The organism is Acinetobacter baretiae (assembly GCF_015627105.1).
Lineage (GTDB): Bacteria > Pseudomonadota > Gammaproteobacteria > Pseudomonadales > Moraxellaceae > Acinetobacter > Acinetobacter baretiae.
In genome coordinates this window covers 58,468-79,142 of record NZ_VTDM01000011.1, presented here as the reverse complement: position 1 = coordinate 79,142, position 20,675 = coordinate 58,468, and the positions used below count along the sequence as shown (strand labels likewise).

Here is a 20,675-nt window from a genome sequence, read left to right as displayed (position 1 = left end):
GATCATGTCAATATTTAACCTGAGTAATAATTTAAACAATGACTGATACCTCGGATTACTATAACCAAAAAGCACAATCATTTTTTGATGCGACTTATGACATAGACATGGAAAGTTTGTACGCACCATTTTTACAGCATCTGAACAAGGGGGATTTAATTTTAGATGTAGGTTGTGGTTCTGGGCGTGACATATTAGCATTTAAAAATAAAGGGTACCGTGTTGAAGCCATAGATGCATCCTATGCACTTGTGACAAAAGCCACTGAACTGTCAGGCATTTGTGTTAAACAACATAGTTTTTATGATTTGGTTGTTCAAAATAGATATGATGGTATTTGGGCATGTGCGTCACTATTGCATTGTGACAGACAAAAATTGCCCAATGTATTGTATCGTATACTGACTGCACTAAAGCCACATGCCGTGTGTTATATGTCTTTTAAATATGGCACGACAGATCGTAAAAAAGACGGACGAGTATTTACAGATTTAAATGAACAGCAATTACATATGTTAATACAGCCTTTAAATGTAGAGGTCTTACAACAGTGGATTACCCAAGATAAACGCCCAGATCGACATGAAAAATGGCTAAATATTATTTTTAGAAAACAGAATCAATAAAGTATGTGTATTCAAGCACCTAACCCACAACAGCAATTAAATTTTTTGAAAAATATTCAGAAAGTTTTGCATATAGGTCATTTTTCCTCAACATATAAATTGCATTATTCATCAGTTTAAGTCGTTTGGCGATTAAACAAGGAAAAGATACAGGAGCATCTTTGACCTTAGATTGTTTAGATATTGCAAAGAAGTTTATTACATTATATTGGAAGCAAGCAGTGCCTTTTTATCTTGGTTTTTTAACAGATTTAGCGCGTTCGCATGGTGTTGCCGATTGGGCATATACTCAAGCTAAAACCAATGATTATATTTTTGGCAGCCTAAGTAACTGACATTGTACTTCAAGGTTACAATCAGGTCTTTGTGTGATCGGTTCTTCTTTCAAGAATATGATTTCATCGAGTCTCTTGTATAACAAATCAAGTAATTTTACCTAAAAAGTAAACATGAGTGACAAAAATAGATACTATAAAAGTAAATATAAAATACACAGGAAATTGATTTTAAAATAAAAAAAATAGGTATTGAGTGTATTTACTGTAAAGCACTGATTTTATGATCAGCCAATGTATGAATATGCATTGGCTTTTACTTGTTTATGATTCTAACAGTGCGGAAATGGCATTTTGAATATCTTGTGAGCCCTGTACTACTTCAATAATTTTACGATTTAATAAAGGTTCTTCAATAATACTCACAAGTGTTTGTGCCACATCATCTCTTGATATGGTGCCATAGGGTAGAGCAACCCCCGCTTCTATTTGACCTGTACCTTCATCATCGACCAATGTACCGGGTCTGAGAATAATCCAATTCAGTTTTGTTTTTGTCAAAAAATATTCAGTCTTTTTTTTGACATTCATATAGTTTTCAAAATTATCTCCTAAGTTTTTTGTGCGTCCTGCCTCTGGAAATGCAGAAACAAGAATTAATCGTTGTATACCTACATGTTCTCCTGCAGTAACCGTCATTTCTAACCCTTGACCGTCCACCAAATTGGTTGCTTCTTGTCCCCCTTTACCGCCTGCACCTGCGGTAAAAATAACAGTATGTGCTTGGCTTACTCGTAATATTTCATTGAGTTCTTGTTGGCTTAATTGAGTTAAATCTGCAAACACAGGCTCTGCACCTAAAGCTTCAAGATCTGCTTTTTGAGTGGTATGGCGATACATTGCACTGACAGATATATTTTTTTGACGTAATCTTTGAATGGTTTTTTTTGCAATTTGACCCGATCCACCAATAATAAATACATGACTCATATTCACTCCAATATACTAAGGTAAATGATTGACAGGCTGATTTACATCAACTTTTGTTCCTGCAAAGTGTGTTGCAATGTAGGTTTGAACAAAAGGCTCATGATACAATTGCCCTAATTTTTTAATGTCTGCATCATTGATTTTATCTTTACGTGTTACTAACACATTTATATTTTGTGCGGTCTTATCGCTTACATTTTCATGAATGAGAGATTGTGTCAATACATTAAGTCCACTATCTAAAGCAATGGTATTGCCAATAGCAGCTAAATCGACCTCTGCGATCACACGTGGAATAGTCGAACCTTGTATGGTTTTAAACACCAATTGCTTTGGATTATTGATAATATCTGCTGTGCTTCCTCGAACGATATTAAAATTTTGAGAGAGTGTAATGAGGTGTGCGTGTTCAAGTAATCGTAATGCACGTGCTGTGTTGGCGGTGTCATTTGGAATCGCAACAATTGCTTTATCAGGTAAATCATTTAAGTGTCGATATTTTTGAGAGTAAAGTCCCATAGGTTCTAAATATGTTGTTGCTATGGCAACCAATGAATGATGGTTAATATCATTAAAGGCTTTTAGATATCCCCAAGACTGAAATGCATTTACATCAATCTCTTGATTTAACGTGGCTTGATTTAACGCTACACCATCATTAATTTCTTTGACATCAATGTTGAGACCCAACTTCTTCGCTTGATCAGACTGAGCAATATATTTCCAAATTTGAGCATCAGCTCCCATAGAGCCAAGAGTAATGACATGTGTATGGGTATTTTCCACTGCTTTGCTTTGACTTAAGTAGTTTGAGCAACTGGCGATTAAACAGATAGCAACCACCAAAACAAAAATCCATTTAGTTTTTTTCATATAAATCACCATGTTTTTTCTTTAAATGTTTATAGATATCTGGATAAAATTTTTGAGTGACATTCAAATGCGATCTGAATTTACTCTTCATGTTATTTTCAGCAATATTTCTAAGGAGTGGATTGTTTGGGTCTGTTGTGGGCCCTGTGGCTAATTGTTTGAGTGTGTGAGGTAAGTCAAGAATAGGTAAATCACCAGCAAAGAGGTTTGGGGAAATAAAATAGGCAATTGAATAACGGTCCGTATTTTTGGGCGATACGACACGGTGTGTGTTTGCAACCAAGTAACCATTTGTAGCCAGCTCCAATGTTTCCCCAATATTGACTACAAAAGCATCTTCAATATAAGGAACATCAATCCATGTGTTTTTAGACAGAACTTGTAATCCCCCAACTTCATCTTGTAAGAGGAGTGTTAAAATATTGGTGTCTTTATGAGCACCAACGCCTTGAACACTTAATGTTGAATCTGTTTTTGGATAATGGATTAATTTTAATGATTCATTGGGTTGGTTCAAAATAAATGGATCTAACACATTTTCTTTAACACCTAATGCCAGTAAAAATGCATGAATTAAATCTATTGATATTTTTTTTGTATCAAAGAGCCAAGATTGCACCACCTTTTGAAAATCTGGCCAATCTTTTGGCCATTGATTGGGGCCTTGTAATCTAGTCCAAATAGGATTTGTTGATGTTAGAGGAATTGCTTCGAGTTCTGTTCCAATATCAATTTGTTCTCTTGCATCTGGTGTGTTTTGGGTATGTTCTCCATTGAGATGTGTATAACCACGAAAATGAGGTGAGTTTTCAATAGAAATAGATTCTTTGTCTTGTTGTGGTAATGAAAAAAATAATGCGGCATATTCTTTGATTTGTTTTATTCTGTTTTTATCTAAGCCATGTCCAACTAAATAAAAAAAACCAATATGACGAGCTAAATACTGCAATTCTTTTAAAAAAATATGCCTTTCTTTGACGTTGTAAAATTGCCGAAGATCTAAAATAGGAAGTTTATTTTTATCGTACATTCAGATTTACCTCTTATCATTTTTTATATCTAAGAGATTACATCTAATATTTTTTTCGATGAAATCATAAAAAATAGATTGCTTAGTATTTTTTTTAATTTATTTTTTTATATTTTTCATATGTTTATAATTAAATCAGATAGGGTGTATTTATTTTTAGTGATGTTTTGAAAGGGGGTATGATTTTAATTATTTTGAAGGATATTAAAATGGCGGATTCAAGTAACAAGTGCAACGGTATAAAAACCAGCCATAACGTTATTTTGAGCTTGCCAACTTAAACTCTTTCTAGGACGGTTGTTTAAAGCATTCTCAATGACTTGAATATCTACCTGTTCCAATTACAAGTTGAAAACTTCAGAATGAAGTTAATACACTCTAACTTTTTTAACTACTCTTAACATCATTACCTTTGGTTGTTGAATCTGCGAAATAATAATTAATTTCACTTGAAATTTATTAAATCTAATAAACTCAATAACTTTACCAATTGTTTTAAATTTCTTCCAATTCATTCTGTAAGTTGATAATGATAATCAGTAAACTTATGTAAATTTACGCTGTAATAAATACAAGGTTCGACAATGAATAACGCACTAAATCTCAAATATTCTATTTTGGGGATAAGTGTTGCATGCATCATGCTGTCTCAAGCAACATATGCATCAACAGAAGATTCTGATAATAATCAAGTTTTACCGATCATTAATGTTAAATCATCAAAGATAAATCAAAATACAATTTCAGCAGGACAAGTGAGTCGTAACAGCCAAGTTGGTATTTTAGGGGATAAAGATGCGCTAAATACCCCCTTTAGTACAGCAAGCTATACATCAAAATATATAGAAGATCACCAAGCAAAAACTGTTGCAGAAGCATTGGCCAATGAACCTTCTGTACGAAATTATTTTAGTGGAAATAGTTTAGGTGAATACTTCAATATTCGCGGTTTTAATGTGACATCTGAAGAATTTGCATGGAACGGCTTATATGGTTTGAGTCCACATAACCGTGCTCCAACAGAGTTTTTAGAGCGTGTAGATGTTTTACGTGGTACAAGTGCAATGCTTTATGGGATGTCATTGGGTAGTAGTGTTGGTGGTGCAATTAACTTAGTACCTAAGCGTGCAGCGGATGAGCCATTGACACGATTAACTACAAGTTATACATCTGATTCTAATTTTAATGGACATTTAGATGTAGGGCGTCGATTTGGTGAAAATAATAAATTTGGTGTACGTGTAAATGCTTTAAAAGGGGGCGGAGAAACAGTTCTTGATAATCAAAAAGAAAATAGAACACTCGGTTCTATCGCTTTAGATTACCGTGGTGATAAGTTAAGAACATCTTTAGACGCATACTATATTAAAGAAAAGTATAAAAATGGTATGCCATTAATGGCTTTTTTCACAACACCAAGTATTCTGACAACTCCAAAAGCATCAACCAATATTATGAAGGGGGCATATGCAACGAGTGAAACAAAAGCTGTTATTGGACATGCAGAATATGATTTTTTACCTAATTGGACAGGTTATGTAAGTGGTGGTTTTAAAGAGCAAGAGTCACATGGTGCAATTGCAAATAATGCTTTATGTGTGATTAGTGTGAATAGTGGCAATTGCACTGCAAATGGTCGTAATATTACTAATATTACGCATACAGGCTCAGCAGAGCTTGGTTTGCGTGGCAAATTTACAACAGGTGTTATTGATCATCAGGTTGTCTTAAGTGGTAATACTATTAAACAAGACACAGATACTGGCTATAGATCGTTGACTTGGCAATCTAATATTTACTCGCCTGTAGAAAATACTTTATTTGCACGTGACCCAAATTTTGTACCGAGAACAAAAGAAACCAGATTATCAAGTGTTGCGCTTGCAGATAATTTATCTTACCTCGATGGCAAGTATCAATTAATGTTAGGTGCACGTTTTCAAAGTGTGAAAGTACATAGCTGGACGACTTCAGAAACAGCAATTACAGGTCAATCTTCTTATAATAAAAGTGCGGTTACGCCAGCAGTTGGATTTATTGTGAAACCGTGGGACAACTCGTTCTCTTTCTATGGTAACTATATTGAAGGCTTAAGTGAAGGTGGTCAAGTTACTGCAATTACTGCTGCAAACTATGGGCAAGTTTTCGCACCTTATAAATCAAAACAATTTGAATTAGGTGCAAAATGGGAAAATAACACTTTTAGAAATACTTTAAGTGTTTATCAAATTCAAAAACCAAGCTTAATTTATGATGCATCAAGTAATAGATATAACGATGATGGTGAACAACGTAACCGTGGTGTTGAATGGACAACAGCAGGTAATATCACTAAAGATGTACGGGTATTGGGTGGGGTGACTTACCTTGATGCTGTAACAACAAAGACTGCATCAGGTGCATTGAATGGCTATACAGCTTATGGTGCTCCACATTGGTTATCTAATCTTGCTTTGGAGTGGGATGTTCCTCAGCTACAAGGCCTAACACTCACAACCAATACTATTTACACAGCTAAGCAGTATGTTAATGCAGCAAATACAAAAGAGATTCCAAGTTGGTTTCGTTGGGATTTAGGTGGTCGTTATGCCACATCAATTGCAGGGCATAAAACAACGTTTATTGGCAGTGTTGAAAATGTAATGAATAAAGACTATTGGGCTGGCGTATATGCTGGTTATTATGTAGCTGCAGGTTCACCTCGTACAGTGAAGCTCTCTATGTCATTTGATTTTTGATTTAGGCTGCTTGCACATGAATCATAAATCAAAACCATGGCCACTGTTAGTGAGTGTTTATATCACACAGTATGTAGGTCTTGCTTTTATCATGTCAGCAGCATTTGCGATTTTAAGAGAAAGTGGTGTTGCATTAGATAAGTTGGCTTTAATTCATTGAGTTGCACTGCCACTGTTAGGAAAAGTTTTATACGCACCTTTTGTAGATACTTTTCGTCTTTTCTTCCAAGGCCAATATCGGTCTTGGTTGTTTGTTGCTCAATCATTGATGACAATTTTATTATTGATCTGCAGTTTTTTAAATATCCAACGTGATTTTTCAATTATTTTAGTCACCATCTTTCTTTATTCTTTTTTTAGAAGTGTACAAGATATTGCCATTGATGCATTAGCATGCAAAATACTTATCGTCTCTGAAAGGTAATTTGTAAACAGCATTCAATATTCAAGTAATTTAATAGGTAATATTATTGGCGGTGGCTTATTACTTAACCTGAGTTCGATGTGAAAAATAGGTAGAAAAAAGCCTTAGACTGTATAACGTATTGGTTGTAAAGACAAAAATAAATAAAGACAAGGCTTCTTATGGACTATATTACCGAACTATTTTGTCCTTTGGATGATTTTTGCAAAAATTTAACGCAGAATTAGAAAAATCCCTCATTTCAGATTCAAAGCGCGACAGTGGAAGTCAGCGTTAAGTCTATCTGAAGCCATGACCATCATTATTTTATTTCACAAATCAGGTTTTCGATTCTTTAAGTGTTTTTATTGCCATATGGTCTATTCTTTCTTGAAAACGGCATTTCACCAACTGGTCAGCTACAATCGTTTTATTGAAATTATACCAAGTGGTTCACAAACCATGACGACATTCTTTCATCAAGTGAAGGATCAAGATATAGGAATTAGCATCATTGATTCGACAAAAATCACGGTCTGCCACAATATAAGAATCCAAAGACATCGTGTTTTTAAAGGTTTAGCAGAAAAAAGGAAAAGTAGTACAGGTTGGTTTTATGGACTCAATTTACATATTATTAGCAAGCACTTAGGTGAGATTGTCGATCTAACACTGACTTCAGGAAAATACAATTGTCATCATTTGGAAAATATGAGCGACAGGAATGTGTATAGCTGCAATTGCGATGATAATACAAAGCTATAGAAAAAATCAGCAGATGCATATAGTTAATAGAATCTGATTTAAACTAAAAAGATACTTTGTATATCACGTATCTTTTTAAATCAACTTAAGGTTGATAGCCATAATATTGCTCATAAATACGTTTGAAATGTTGAGAGCTACAATAACCAATTTTACTCGTCACATTCTCAATAGAGAAACCTTCTTTGAGAAGAGTTTGAGCATATTTCATACGTATATTTAATAAATAATTACCAATGGTATAACCTGTTGTTTCTTTGAAAATTCGTTTTAAATAACACTCGTTCATGCCCACTTGTTTTGATAAATAACGAATAGTAATCTTTTCTTCAAATTCATTTTCTAATATATGAATTGCCTTTTTTATGGGCAAAGATATTTTACATTCTTGCTGATTCTTTTTTAATAATAGACTGATGAGTTCTAAAGTTGCTCCTTCAAGATATAATAAATCTAACATCGTTTCTGCTGTAGGAAGGTTCAGCAAATACTGAGCATGGTGAAATATTTCTCTTTGCGGAATATCTAGAGTTTTAATTTTGGAATTATCATGATCCATAAAAAAACAAATCAGCGGATTAGCTGATTGTGAAGGTTCTAACAAGGTAAGTAGACTTTTGTTAAAATATAAAGTAATGAAAGATATCTGTTTTTTTTCTTGTGCATATATAGTTTGTAAATCAAGTGTTCCTCTTTTTAGAATTAAAGTAGGGGAGTCAAAAGTATATGTTTGATTTGTTAGATGATCTATTATTTGCTGTGTTCCAGAGAGTAAAATGGTTAAACTCAAAGAAAACCTTTCTTTATTCTCTTTAATTTCTTTAGGATGATTTAACCAATATTTTCCTTTGCTAATACATAAGCGATCAAAATCATAAATTTCTGTATAACCTTGACCATCTGAGGGTTCAAAAATATTTAAATTGTAATTCGGGAGATTAAAACAAGTTTTTAAATACAAGCTTTGATAATTTATTAAACTTTCTTGTTGAATATCTATAATTTTAGACATTATTTTCTACTATTATCACTATAAATGATAATGATTTATATTTATATTTTTTATTTTGTCAATTGTGATATATGTCAAAAAAGAGTATTTCATATAGTTATTTTGCCCACAAAGAACCTTTAGGTGCAGCATGAGCACGATCTTGTGCTTTTTGATAAAAATTAAAAAATATAAAAGCAGTACATAACGTAATAATATTAAGCCAAATATTAGTGCTAGACATAAAAAATGAGGTCAATGGCATTAAAATTAAGCTAAGCGCAATTGCTGCGAATAAATGTGGTAATGCTTTGGCATAGCCAACAATGAATGTATACGCTATAGAAAAAAGAAAAATAATATAATAACTGTATAAGAAAAAATGGTTCATACTTTTAATATCAGCTATTAAATAAAACCAACAGCTCAAAAGTAATGTTCCTGTAATCGCAAAAATACAGCCTAAACACATACCAATAGTTAAACTAGCAAAAAACCTCACATCTTTACGTTGAACAGGAATTGGGTCATGTGCAAATTTTTGTTTTTTAGCACGGCTTTCAATCCAAAGAATATTTCCTGAATAGAATAAAAATGCACCACCTATCCCAAATATAAAATAAATCCAACGTACTGTATAACCACCATAGCTGCCAAAATGTAAACTAAATAATGCCGTGACTAATGTATTACCTGCATCAGTTTGGGTACTGATATTACTATAATTGATTTTTTTAGGCAGATAAGGGTTCATGCGTACAAAATCATTTGATGCACTACGCAACATTTGATGATCACTATATAAAGCAATATTTGCTGCGGCTTTTTGTGGCTGGTCTAAATTGCTAAACTCAATATAGTCTACTGTATATTCAGGTGCCACTTTTTTTGTTTGTAGCAATATATTTTGGATATCAAGTGTAGTTGATTGAATATGGATTTGTTCTTGTTTTGGTGGACCAAAGGCAGGCTTACCATTTAATGCAAGTTGAGTGATTGAGGCATAAAAAAGATCATGAAATGCAAAAACAATTACAGAAGTACAAATAATGATATGGAAAGGTAAGCTTGTAATTCCAACAATATTATGGGCATCTAACCAAAAACGTTTTTTATTCTTACCAGTGCGAACAGCAAAGTAATCTTTAACTAAGGTAGGCAAGAGTAAAATTAAACCTGTCATGAGTGCTAAAAAATATAATATGGCGACTATACCCATGACATATACCCCTAAACCATGATGGCCAACCATACCAGGGATTCCGGCAGTTTCATGTAATTGTTCTATGAGCCAGCCTGCTTTAGATAGGTTAACTTCTTGTGTGATGAGCTGACCATGTGAATCTAAGCTTGCAAGCCATGTATGTTGTGCAAGATTGAAGCCTTGTCTATGTTCTGACTCTGTCCAAATTAAAGGTGCATATTGATGTTCAGTTGATTGAATATTGAATAAAAAAGATTTTTGAGTAGCAGGAAATTTAGCTTGAACTTGTTGGATAAGTTCATTGTATTGTTCTGGTTTAATCGTTGGTAGAATTTGCTGTTGTGGTGTTGCCCATTGACTAATTTGATGTTGAAACATACTTAGACCACCTGCAAAAAAGCAGATGAATAGTAAAATTCCGGCACTTATACCAACCCAAGTATGCATGCTTTTTGCGAGCTTCATGAGATCAGAGCGAATTTTCATGGATTATCCTCGTAAAAAGAATAGACAGCTATAAGCAATGGTATTGGCAAGTGTCATATATAAAAATGCAGATCTACCACTATGAAATAAATAACTAATAAAAAATAAAGGCAGCCATAGCCATGCAACACTCCACATGCCAATTAGCACCATCAGGCTAAGCGCAAAAAAATGTTTGCCAATCACAACAATTAAATTGGCCAGAGCGATTGCTAAACTTAAACCTAAAATTGCTCCAACACATGATTTAGACCACCAATCAGGTTGAATGGTTTTTTTTAAATTTTTTTTCATGAGTTAAGTCTGCGCTTTAAGAGGGCAATAAAAGGAATGTATGACCACATTACAATCATAAGCGCAAGCCAAAGGAAACAAGCAACAATTTTTGGTAAGCTAATGAGTAGAATAATTAATGAAATCAGTAGTATAGATATCCCAAAGTATTTAAAAATGCGAGGCAAAGGAGATAGCAATAGATTTTGATTTTTATGGCTAAAATAAATGCTCAATGTCCCTATGAGCGTGAGTAATATTCCAAGCATTTTCATATGAATGGTAAACTGTAATCACTGTTGATTTATTAGAGAGTATATATAATTGATAATCATTATCAAGTAAATAGTTTGGATTTTAAAAGATTCAATCTAAAACTAAATGAAAAAATAGTTGGTTTCTCAAAAAGTATATGGCTAAATCATTTTCTTAAAATAATACTTAAAAGAGTAATATAAATGGCTGAGTTTTATGAAATTGAACCCACTCTTGAAAATTATTGGCGTTCAGTTATTTTATTTGGTCGTAACGTTGCATCTTATAAATTTGCGTTAGCAAAATCTTTATATGACTTAAAAGTAGAAGGAAAAACGCAAGTCACGCTTGATCAGCTTGCAGTACCTTTTAGTCAGTATATTTGTGAACATTTAAAACTAGTTGATAAACAAGCAACATCAAATTCAAGTAAATTTTTAGATTTTTGTCGGGCATATAATAATCATGACATAGGTCAGAACACACTCATCAATAAGACAGTTCAATATGGTTTTGTAAATGTGATCGATGCGTTTCATGTTGTACATGGACAAGAATTACCACAAAGATTTTTTATTGATGCAAGAAAAAAGCAAGGTGGTATTATTTTGACTGATGAGATTTTTAAATTATTTGATCATCAAAATGGAAGTGATTTGATAGATGAAACAGAAGCTAGATGGCGTCTAGTTGAGACTGCATGGAGTATGAATTTACCAAAGAATTTAGTGCAAATCGAACATGATGACACTGGTATTTTAGTTGCAAATAATAAAATTAAAAGGGTTAATGTAACCTCTGCTAAAGCAGCTTTAAATGGTTATCAAAAGAGCAAATGTTTTTATTGTTTCAGACCCATCACAATTACTGCCGCTTTAGATGAATCTGCTGATGTCGATCATTTTTTTCCGCATAAATTACGTCATTGTGATCCTCAAAAACCAATTAACGGTGTAGCAAATTTAGTTTTATCTTGTATTACATGTAATCGAGGTGAAAAAGGAAAATTTGATCGTCTACCATCTATTGATTTATTAAAAAAACTTCATAAACGTAATGAGTATTTAATTACAAGCCATCATCCGCTGAGAGAAACATTAATTGCCCAAACTGGATTTACTGAACAAAAGAGGCAAGCATTTTTGCAAGACGCATATCACTGTGCAACTTTAACTTTGGGATCAAGTCAAAAATGGCAACCTACAGTTAATGGATCAATTATTTTTTAAATGTAAACGAAATATAATATGATTGAAATAAAGCATTTCATCTTTGTATAAATAATAGGCATTTGAGTGGTATGAAGAAAATTGTTGTTGTTGCGGCTGTTATTCAACATGAAGAAAAAATTCTGTGTGTACAAAGATCATCATCTAAATATGATTATATTTCATTTAAATATGAATTCCCTGGTGGTAAAGTTGAAAATAATGAAACACCAGAGCAAGCAATTGTTCGAGAAATCCAAGAAGAATTAGCAATGCAAGTGATAGTGGATTCACACTTGATGACAGTTGATTATGATTATCCTGATTTTAGTATTTCTTTGAATACATTTTTATGCTTTAGTGGGGATAAAAATTTACAGCTATTAGAACATATAGATTATCAATGGTTGTTTGTTCATCAACTTAATAATCTTGATTGGGCAGCAGCTGATTTACCTATTGTTGAGAAGTTGCAAAAAAATGATTTTAAATGAATTACGCCAAGGATTAATTACAAGTTTTATTGATCAATCTTTTAATTCAGAAGATATTTATCAAACTAAATTAGTACATAATAATTATCCACTAAATAAAGTCATTCATACTTTTGAGAGTGAATTAGAATCTTGTACAGGTTTTTGGTTTACTACAGCATTTCTAAGTATGAGTGGTTTTAATACACTTTATTCTTTGCTTGAGAGTTTACAGCGTAGAAATATTCCTGGTCGAGTTTTAGTCTCTCAGTATTTAAATTTTACTCAGCCAGAAGCATTAAAACGATTAAAAAAATTTAAAAATATTGAAATTCGAATAGATACACAATCTGATTTGCATGCAAAAACTTATGTATTTGAACATAAAAATCACATGAGTATTCTTTTGGGAAGTAGTAACTTAACTGCAAATGCATTAAGTAAAAATGAAGAAATGAATATTTTCGTTCGAGCTTTGCCGAATAGTAAATTTATACAAGATCTTTTGTTTAAGAAAAAAAAATTATTTGATAATTCACAAGAGTTGTCAGAAGCATACTTGTTAGAATACAGTGAAATATACAATGCTCAGAAAAAAACGAAGAATTATCAACCTTTACAACGTTTAAATCATACTCACTCCATTAAACCAAATTTGATGCAACAAGAGGCCTTGATTAATTTAGCCAAACTAAGAAAGGAAAGCGCTTCAAAAGCTTTAATTATTTCAGCAACAGGCACTGGTAAAACTTATCTTTCTGCTTTTGACATCAAAAATTTTGATGCAAAAAGTATATTGTTTGTTGTACATCGAGAAAATATTTTGATTGATGCTCAAAAAACTTTTAAGCATGTATTTGGAGATCACTTTAAATCTGCTATTTTTTCAGGATCTAATCGAGACTTAGATGGATGTAAAAATATTTTTGCGACGATACAGTCTTTATCAAAAGATCATCATTTAAATCAGTTTTCACCCGAATTTTTTGATTATATTGTAATAGATGAAAGTCATCGTTCAGGTTCTGCTAGCTATTTAAAAATTTTAAACTATTTTAAACCTAAATTTCTTTTGGGTATGACGGCAACACCTGAACGAAGTGATGGTATTGATATATTTAAGGCATTTGATTACAACGTAGCTTATGAGATTAGATTGCAAAAAGCGATGGAATATAATTTGATTTGTCCTTTTCATTATTTTGGAATTTCAGATTTAGAAATAAATGGAATATCTGTTGATGAGCATGCTAATTTTAGTCATTTGGTTAGTGATGAGCGTGTGATAAGAATCAAAGAAGCGTCAGACAAATTTGGTACAGACAACAATGAATTAAGAGCTTTAGTTTTTTGTTCTAGTGTTCAAGAGGCTAAAGAACTTGCAGAAAAAATGAATCAACTTGGAATTAAAGGTGTAGCATTAAGTGGTGAAAATACCATAGAACACCGGTTAATTGCGATTAAGTCGATCAGTTCAACAGACCACGATCGTATTAAAATGATCTTTACAGTTGATATTTTTAATGAAGGGATAGATATTCCTCAAATCAATCAAGTAATTTTTTTAAGAGCAACAGAATCATCAATTGTCTATATTCAACAGTTAGGTCGTGGTTTAAGAAAAACAGAAACTAAAGAATATTTAACCGTTATTGATTTTATAGGCCATTATGAAAAAAACTTTTTAATTCCAATGGCTTTATTTGGTGATCATTCTTTTAACAAAGATAAATTACGAAAATTAGTAACCAGCGGTGGTTCATTATTACCTGGTACATCAACAATATATTTTGATGAAATTGCTAAAGAAAAAATATTTGCTGCCATTAATAACTCTAATTTTCAAATTAAAAAAGATTTAGTGAGCGACTACAAAGTATTAAGAAATCGTTTAGGTCGTATACCAATGATGATGGATTTTGTAAATACGGATCTGAGAGATCCATTGAGTTTTGTTCATTATGCAAAATCGTATTACTCCTTTGTTAAACCATTAGAAAAAAATGTACCAATTTTAAGTGAGTTCTTAGAGGAGTTATTACGATTCTATGCTGTAGAAATTAATAATAACAAACGTATATTGGAATCTTTACTTTTAGATAAAATTATTCAAGCTGATCAAAATTTTATTTCTATTGAGCAGTTTAAATATGAAATTAAAAATCGCTACCAAATTTGTATTTCTGAGCACGATATTTCATCGATGCTTAATAATTTAAATATGATTTTTAATCCTACTAAGTATTTTAAAGATCATGAAATAATGCGTTCTTTAGACATTACAGAAACTGATTTTATTGCCTCTGATATGCTTAAAAAAAATCTTAAAAATATGACTTTTAAAGATTTCTTGAATGACAATATACAATATGCAATTAATACATACTTCCAAGATTTTGACGTAAGCAAATTTAAATCTGGTTTTATATATTATGCAAAATATGGTCGAAAAGATGTATTTCGTATTTTGAATTGGGAAAAAAATCAAAACCCACAAAATGTTGGTGGTTATTTAGCCAGTAAAGATAAATCAAACTGTCCAATATTTGTTACGTATCACAAGGCAGACCATATTTCTGATACGACAAAGTATGAAGATCAATTCATTGATTCTCAACACTTCCAGTGGATGTCTAAATCTAAAAGAAAAATTTCTAGCCCTGATGTTCAAGTCATTTTAAATGCTCATGAGAAAGGTACATTATTGCCTTTATTTGTCAAAAAGGATGATGACGAAGGTGTTGATTTTTATTTTATTGGTTTTTTAAGCTACATTCAAAATAGTGCAAAAGAAACTGTCATGCAAAACAATACTAACCCTGTTTCTGTCGTCAAAATTGATTTTAAAATTGATAGGCCTGTTGAAACAGGGCTATATAAATATTTAACACAAAAATAATTTAAAAGATGGAATATAACGATAATTTAAATGTATTTGTAATATTGGGTATTAAAAAAAAACCTCATCTTTTGATGAGGTTTTTTAGAATTTGGAGCGGAAAAGGAGACTCGAACTCCCGACCCCAACCTTGGCAAGGTTATGCTCTACCAACTGAGCTATTTCCGCAAATTGAGCAGTTTTAATAAACTTTCACTAAAAATAAACTGGAGCGGAAAAGGAGACTCGAACTCCCGACCCCAACCTTGGCAAGGTTATGCTCTACCAACTGAGCTATTTCCGCATGACGTGTATAATACATTAAAGATTTTTAGACGCAATATTTTTTTTAAAAAATGATTTTAATTGAGTAAAATAACGACAAAAAAATAAATTTAGTCGATAAAATAGACAAAATACTGCATTATGAGTGAGATCAGATCTTCATACATCGTGATCTGCTTATGTTAAACTATTTTTTTAAATGATTTTTTGAGTCTTATGTCTTTACAACAGCAACTTGTTGAGCAATTGAGTGCGTTATCTCCACTTCATTTAGAAGTCATTAATGAGTCTGCTCATCATGGGGGGTATTTCCCGGGTAAAGAGTCACATTTTAAAGTGATTATTGTAAGTGATGCTTTTGAGCATTTGCGCTTAGTACAAAAGCATCAAAAAGTATATTCATGTACCCAAAATTTACTAGCAGCACACGGTGGCCCAATTCATGCTTTGGCAATACATGCCTATAGTCAAACGCAATGGAAAGGTGATGTACCGCTCAGCCCTGAGTGTGCGCACGCTAAAAAATGAATAGGAAAATTTACCGATGGATTTGTTTGCAATTTTAAAAATTATACACAGCATTGGGATTACAGTTTTATTGCTCAGTATTATTTGGCAAAGTATTATTTTATTTCGTCTGCCAACCCATGATACTGCATTTGCTGTCCCCAACCGCAAAAAGATTGTTATGCTTCAACATAGTATTTTTCTTGTATTGTTTGTGACAGGAGGAATCTTACTTTATTTAAAACATTTTCAAGTACAACATTGGTTCTATGCAAAAGCGTTACTGTTTATTGTAATTATCTCATCTTCTGTGAAAGCATTTAAAAAGCCGAATCCGAATATATTGTTAGTACAACGTAGAGGTGGCATTGTATTGGCATGGGTGGCATTTATTGCAATTATTGCTTTAGTAGTGATTAAACCCACTATTCTTAATGGCTAACATGTCTTTACAGACACAGACTCGTATTTTAAGTACGATGAATGCATATATATAAACAATACCTCTTGGGTTAGAGTGAGGATATGACATATGCGTACGATAAAAACTAAAATCGCGATTACTGCTATATTTCTAACGTTACTAACAGGATGTGCAACCACGTCTGTTAAACCGAATTATGTTTCGCCTGCTATGTATCAAAATTTAACTTGTATACAGTTACAAAGTGAATATGATCGCATTCAGCAATACATGGCTCAAGGGGTTAGTCCTGCAAAACGTAACTTATTTGGTGTGGGTTTAGGATTAGGTGGTGGTTGGGGTCGAGGAGGTTGGGGGTTTGGACCTTCACTTTCACTCAATTTGGGTCAGTCGCGTGAGAGTAAAAATACTCAATTGGCACAGTTGCTTGGGCAACAAGATGCGATTGTACAAGCGGCACGTTTTAAAGGGTGTTCAATAAAAGTAGTCCCCAAATAATCAAGCAAAATAGTCGCTTTATTATTTAAAAATGCATCAAAGCTGAAAGGTTAGTTCCTTATTCGCTCTGATGCATTTATTTTCTAATCAGTCGTATTTAAATTTTGGTTTTGGAGTAACTTTATACCGTACTGCTCTCCCCATAACTTAAGCATCGAAATGAGAGGTCTTAGTGTTTCACCATACTCAGTGAGCCCATATTCAACTTTAGGTGGTACTTGTGGGTAAACAATTCGATAGATTAAATTAGAGTGTTCTAACTCCCTGAGTTGCTTGGTTAAAATACGTGCAGTAACTGGGCCAAGCTTTCTTCTCACTTCATTAAATCTAAGTTTACCATCGAGTAAATGGTACAAGATTATTCCTTTTCCTTTACCACCAATCAGTTCCAATGTTGCTTCAACGGGGCAAGCTTCGTCTTGATAAGATTCGTATCGTGGTTGTTTTACAGTATCCAAAATGTTCCTATATATCAAAAATGGTAGTACTTGTTATAAATTGTATACAAGCTATACTTTTAATACCATAATATTTTGACTCAGGCTTTAAACATGAAAGGACTAGTTTTCGATGCATCTAATGGAACACCACAAATTCTTCTAAAAGAGCTTAATGATCCAGGCCAACCCAAAAGAGGCGAAATTCGAGTTCATATTCAAGCAAGCTCTTTAAATTTTCATGATCTTATGGTGGCACGTGGCATTATGCCTACAGAAAATGGCAGAATTCTACTCTCTGATGGTGCAGGTGTTGTTGAAGCAATCGGTGAAGGTGTTGATGATTTTAAAGTGGGGGATCATGTTGTTTCGACATTTTTCCCACTGTGGTTGGCTGGTAAAGCTATTCCTGCGGTCGGTAATTTTGCAAATACACCAGGAGATGGTATTGATGGAATGGCAACAGAGTATGTTGTGCGCTCTGAAAGTGCCTTTACGAAAATACCTAAAGCTTGGTCTTTACAAGAAGCGGCTACCATCACTACTTCAGGTTTGACAGCATGGCGAGCTTTAATTACAGATGGACAATTGAAATCAGGAGAAACTGTGCTGATTCAAGGAACTGGTGGTGTGTCTATTGCCGCATTGCAGATTGCTAAAGCGATGGGTGCTTTTGTGATTGCGACATCATCGTCAGATGAAAAATTAACGAAAGTTCGTGACATGGGTGCAGATGAGTTAATTAATTATAAAACAACCCCTGCTTGGGGCGATGAAGTGTTACGTTTAACTCAAGGCAAAGGTGTTGATCATGTGGTTGAAGTGGGTGGGCCTCTCACCATTAATGAGTCTTTAAAAGCAGTGAAAGTTGGTGGTCATATTGCACAAATTGGTGTGCTTTCTGGAAATGAGGCAAATATTCCTATTGCTGACCTTTTAGGTAAGCAAGTAAGACTGCAAGGCTTAATTGTTTCAAGTGTTGAAGATCAAAAAGCCTATATCTCTGCACTCGAAGTCATTCAAGCACGTCCTGTGATAGATAAAGTATTTAATTATACAGCGTTATCAGAGGCATTTGATTACATGCAAAGTGGTAATCATTTTGGGAAAATTTGCATGACTTGGTAAGTGGTATATGGTTTTTAAAGCAAGTGTTTTTGATTAAAGACACTTTGCTTCTGAAATCAAACGTGGGTCGTTGAATAACTATTGATTAATTTCATGTTCACAGGTTGTTTAGTGCTTTGAAAATAATGAAGATATGCCATTATTGATGCGTTGATCAATGATTATAAGTATATGTATGACCGATGTATTGATGAGCTCATGGTTTTCTGACAAAAAAGTGTTTGGCATTAAAATTAAACGATATACGTTGAGCTGGATGATTTGAAGCCTACAAAAGAAACTCTACATATACTCGACCTTAGAAAAATGTTAGCATAGTGTGCTTCCTTTGTTCTTTAGCTTTCTATAGTTGAATCACATGACGACCAATACCCAAATTACTGAAGATCGTATCCTTATTCTGGATTTCGGTTCACAATACAGCCAACTGATTGCACGTCGTGTACGTGAATCAGGTGTTTACTCTGAAATGTACGCGTTTGATATGTCTGAAGAAGACATTCGTGCATTTAATCCAAACGGTATTATCTTATCTGGTGGTCCAGAAAGCGTACATGAGGCAGGTAGTCCACGTGCGCCAGAGGTGGTATTTAACCTAGGTGTACCTGTACTAGGTATTTGCTATGGTTTACAAACCATGTCAGAACAATTAGGCGGTAAGGTTGAACCAGGTACTGTACATGAGTTTGGTTATGCAGAAGTAGATGTATTAATTCGTGATGCTCTTCTTGGTGATTTGCAAGATCAGGCAAACCAATTACATGTATGGATGAGTCATGGCGACAAAGTCAGCAAAATTCCAGAAGGTTTTAGGGTTACAGCAAGCACACCAAGTTGTCCATTTGCAGCAGTGAGTGATGAAGCAAGACGTTTTTATGGCGTGCAGTTTCACCCAGAAGTCACACATACAACACAAGGTCAGGCATTGCTATCTAACTTTGTACACAATATTTGTGGTTGCCGTAGTTTATGGACATCAGAACATATTATCGATTTGCGTGTAGAACAGTTGCGTGAACAGATTGGCCAAGAAAAAGTACTGCTTGGTTTGTCTGGTGGTGTAGACTCATCAGTGGTTGCAGCACTTTTACATAAAGCAATTGGAGATCAGTTGACATGTGTATTTGTAGATAATGGCTTACTTCGTTTAAATGAAGGTGAGCAAGTTATGCAAATGTTTGCGGAAAACATGGGCATTCGAGTAATTCGTGCCAATGCACAAGACCGTTTTCTCAATGCACTTGCAGGTGAAGTAGACCCTGAAGCCAAACGTAAAATTATTGGTCGTGAATTTATTGAAGTCTTCTCTGAAGAAGCACGTCAGCTCGATGGCGTGAAATTCTTAGCACAAGGTACAATTTACCCAGATGTTATTGAATCTGCTGCAAGTAAACAAGGTAAAGCACATGTAATTAAATCACACCACAATGTGGGTGGTTTACCTGATGATCTAGCATTTGATCTTGTTGAGCCTTTACGTGATTTATTCAAAGATGAAGTTCGAAAACTAGGTACAACACTTGGCTTACCGCACAGTATGATTTATCGTCATCCTTTTCCTGGCCCAGGCCTAGGTGTGCGTATTTTAGGTGAAGTTAAAAAAGAATATGCAGATATATTACGTTTAGCAGACGATATTTTTATGCAAGAGCTTCGTGAGAGTGGTTGGTATGATAAAACCGCCCAAGCTTTTGCAGTATTCCAACCGATTAAATCTGTTGGTGTAGTGGGTGATGGTCGTCGTTATGCATGGGTGATTGCACTGCGTGCGGTAGAAACAGTTGACTTTATGACAGCACGTTTTGCACACTTACCATATGATTTAGTCGATAAAATCTCAACACGTATTATGAACGAGATTAAAGATGTTTCTCGTGTGGTCTATGATGTATCATCTAAGCCACCTGCAACGATTGAGTGGGAATAGA

At 33.7% G+C, this 20,675-nt stretch carries 19 protein-coding genes, 2 tRNA genes and 3 pseudogenes; 14 read left to right on the top strand and 10 right to left on the bottom strand.

Going from position 1 to position 20,675, the window contains the following annotated elements:
• Positions 1 to 38: 38 nt before the first annotated feature.
• Both I2F17_RS06180 and I2F17_RS06175 read left to right on the top strand, forming a co-directional pair.
• Positions 39 to 626: a class I SAM-dependent methyltransferase gene (locus tag I2F17_RS06180; protein WP_211139353.1), complete on the top strand. Its 588-nt coding sequence runs from the start codon at positions 39 to 41 to the stop codon at positions 624 to 626.
• Positions 627 to 629: 3 nt separating this feature from the next.
• Positions 630 to 859, top strand: a pseudogene (locus I2F17_RS06175) (HNH endonuclease); the annotation flags it as partial.
• A 366-nt stretch (positions 860 to 1,225) separates the two neighbouring features.
• Here I2F17_RS06175 and I2F17_RS06170 read toward each other — a convergent pair.
• The 4 genes and pseudogenes from I2F17_RS06170 to I2F17_RS12575 form a co-directional block, all read right to left on the bottom strand.
• Positions 1,226 to 1,891: an NAD(P)H-binding protein gene (locus tag I2F17_RS06170; RefSeq protein ID WP_196421749.1), complete on the bottom strand. Its 666-nt coding sequence runs from the start codon at positions 1,889 to 1,891 to the stop codon at positions 1,226 to 1,228.
• A gap of 15 nt (positions 1,892 to 1,906) precedes the next feature.
• The gene (locus I2F17_RS06165; protein ID WP_211139352.1) at positions 1,907 to 2,764 is read right to left on the bottom strand and encodes a MetQ/NlpA family ABC transporter substrate-binding protein; all 858 of its coding nucleotides are present in this window, start codon (positions 2,762 to 2,764) and stop codon (positions 1,907 to 1,909) included.
• Entirely contained in the window at positions 2,751 to 3,794 is a 1,044-nt protein-coding gene (locus I2F17_RS06160; RefSeq protein WP_211139351.1) for an isopenicillin N synthase family dioxygenase, read from the bottom strand. The genes I2F17_RS06165 and I2F17_RS06160 overlap by 14 nt, the downstream gene beginning before the upstream one ends.
• Positions 3,795 to 4,012: 218 nt before the next feature.
• Positions 4,013 to 4,120 (bottom strand): annotated as a pseudogene (locus tag I2F17_RS12575) (IS30 family transposase); the annotation flags it as partial.
• Positions 4,121 to 4,378: 258 nt separating this feature from the next.
• Here I2F17_RS12575 and I2F17_RS06155 point away from each other — a divergent pair.
• From I2F17_RS06155 to I2F17_RS12790, 4 genes and pseudogenes are all read left to right on the top strand, one after another.
• Entirely contained in the window at positions 4,379 to 6,532 is a 2,154-nt protein-coding gene (locus tag I2F17_RS06155) for a TonB-dependent receptor (protein ID WP_211139350.1), read from the top strand.
• A gap of 16 nt (positions 6,533 to 6,548) precedes the next feature.
• Positions 6,549 to 6,692 carry a hypothetical protein gene (locus I2F17_RS06150; protein WP_196421745.1) on the top strand — a complete coding sequence of 48 codons (144 nt, stop codon included), beginning with the start codon at positions 6,549 to 6,551 and terminating at the stop codon, positions 6,690 to 6,692.
• A gap of 6 nt (positions 6,693 to 6,698) precedes the next feature.
• A complete protein-coding gene (locus I2F17_RS12685) occupies positions 6,699 to 6,956 on the top strand; it encodes an MFS transporter (protein ID WP_328705921.1) in 258 nt (85 codons plus the stop codon).
• Positions 6,957 to 7,117: 161 nt separating this feature from the next.
• Positions 7,118 to 7,619: pseudogene (locus tag I2F17_RS12790) on the top strand (transposase); the annotation flags it as partial.
• 166 nt (positions 7,620 to 7,785) lie between these two features.
• Here I2F17_RS12790 and I2F17_RS06140 read toward each other — a convergent pair.
• From I2F17_RS06140 to I2F17_RS06130, 3 genes are all read right to left on the bottom strand, one after another.
• Positions 7,786 to 8,712 carry a helix-turn-helix domain-containing protein gene (locus I2F17_RS06140; RefSeq protein WP_211139348.1) on the bottom strand — a complete coding sequence of 309 codons (927 nt, stop codon included), beginning with the start codon at positions 8,710 to 8,712 and terminating at the stop codon, positions 7,786 to 7,788.
• A 97-nt stretch (positions 8,713 to 8,809) separates the two neighbouring features.
• Positions 8,810 to 10,381 (bottom strand): PepSY-associated TM helix domain-containing protein, encoded by a 1,572-nt coding sequence (locus tag I2F17_RS06135; protein WP_211139347.1) that lies wholly within the window; start codon positions 10,379 to 10,381, stop codon positions 8,810 to 8,812.
• Between the two features lie 3 nt (positions 10,382 to 10,384).
• Positions 10,385 to 10,675: a hypothetical protein gene (locus I2F17_RS06130; protein WP_211139346.1), complete on the bottom strand. Its 291-nt coding sequence runs from the start codon at positions 10,673 to 10,675 to the stop codon at positions 10,385 to 10,387.
• Between the two features lie 437 nt (positions 10,676 to 11,112).
• On the opposite strand from I2F17_RS06130, the gene I2F17_RS06125 reads away from it, so the two are divergent.
• The 3 genes from I2F17_RS06125 to I2F17_RS06115 all read left to right on the top strand — a co-directional run bounded on the left by I2F17_RS06125 (position 11,113) and on the right by I2F17_RS06115 (position 15,489).
• Positions 11,113 to 12,138, top strand: coding sequence for an HNH endonuclease family protein (locus tag I2F17_RS06125; protein WP_211139345.1), 1,026 nt, complete (start codon positions 11,113 to 11,115; stop codon positions 12,136 to 12,138).
• Between the two features lie 71 nt (positions 12,139 to 12,209).
• Complete coding sequence (locus I2F17_RS06120) at positions 12,210 to 12,611, top strand: (deoxy)nucleoside triphosphate pyrophosphohydrolase (RefSeq protein WP_211139344.1); 402 nt, start codon at positions 12,210 to 12,212, stop codon at positions 12,609 to 12,611.
• On the top strand, positions 12,598 to 15,489 hold the full coding sequence (locus I2F17_RS06115) for a DUF3427 domain-containing protein (protein WP_211139343.1): 2,892 nt from the start codon (positions 12,598 to 12,600) through the stop codon (positions 15,487 to 15,489). Before I2F17_RS06120 ends, I2F17_RS06115 begins: the two co-directional genes overlap by 14 nt.
• Positions 15,490 to 15,581: 92 nt before the next feature.
• Here the strand turns inward: I2F17_RS06115 and I2F17_RS06110 are convergent.
• A tRNA-Gly gene (locus tag I2F17_RS06110) sits at positions 15,582 to 15,657 on the bottom strand.
• Between the two features lie 39 nt (positions 15,658 to 15,696).
• A tRNA-Gly gene (locus I2F17_RS06105) sits at positions 15,697 to 15,772 on the bottom strand.
• 197 nt (positions 15,773 to 15,969) lie between these two features.
• Between I2F17_RS06105 and I2F17_RS06100 the strand changes: the two genes are divergently transcribed.
• The 3 genes from I2F17_RS06100 to I2F17_RS06090 all read left to right on the top strand — a co-directional run bounded on the left by I2F17_RS06100 (position 15,970) and on the right by I2F17_RS06090 (position 17,182).
• Positions 15,970 to 16,281: a BolA family protein gene (locus I2F17_RS06100; RefSeq protein ID WP_196421740.1), complete on the top strand. Its 312-nt coding sequence runs from the start codon at positions 15,970 to 15,972 to the stop codon at positions 16,279 to 16,281.
• A gap of 16 nt (positions 16,282 to 16,297) precedes the next feature.
• Entirely contained in the window at positions 16,298 to 16,702 is a 405-nt protein-coding gene (locus I2F17_RS06095) for a SirB2 family protein (protein ID WP_196421739.1), read from the top strand.
• Positions 16,703 to 16,801: 99 nt separating this feature from the next.
• The gene (locus I2F17_RS06090) at positions 16,802 to 17,182 is read left to right on the top strand and encodes a hypothetical protein (protein ID WP_407926553.1); all 381 of its coding nucleotides are present in this window, start codon (positions 16,802 to 16,804) and stop codon (positions 17,180 to 17,182) included.
• 83 nt (positions 17,183 to 17,265) lie between these two features.
• Here I2F17_RS06090 and I2F17_RS06085 read toward each other — a convergent pair whose 3' ends face one another.
• Positions 17,266 to 17,640, bottom strand: coding sequence for a winged helix-turn-helix transcriptional regulator (locus tag I2F17_RS06085; RefSeq protein ID WP_196421737.1), 375 nt, complete (start codon positions 17,638 to 17,640; stop codon positions 17,266 to 17,268).
• A gap of 93 nt (positions 17,641 to 17,733) precedes the next feature.
• Here I2F17_RS06085 and I2F17_RS06080 point away from each other — a divergent pair, with 93 nt between their 5' ends.
• Positions 17,734 to 18,747, top strand: a complete 1,014-nt coding sequence (locus I2F17_RS06080; protein WP_211139342.1) for a zinc-dependent alcohol dehydrogenase family protein — start codon at positions 17,734 to 17,736, stop codon at positions 18,745 to 18,747.
• Positions 18,748 to 19,105: 358 nt separating this feature from the next.
• A complete protein-coding gene (gene guaA / locus I2F17_RS06075; protein WP_196421735.1) occupies positions 19,106 to 20,674 on the top strand; it encodes a glutamine-hydrolyzing GMP synthase in 1,569 nt (522 codons plus the stop codon).
• The last annotated feature ends 1 nt before the right edge of the window (position 20,675 follow it).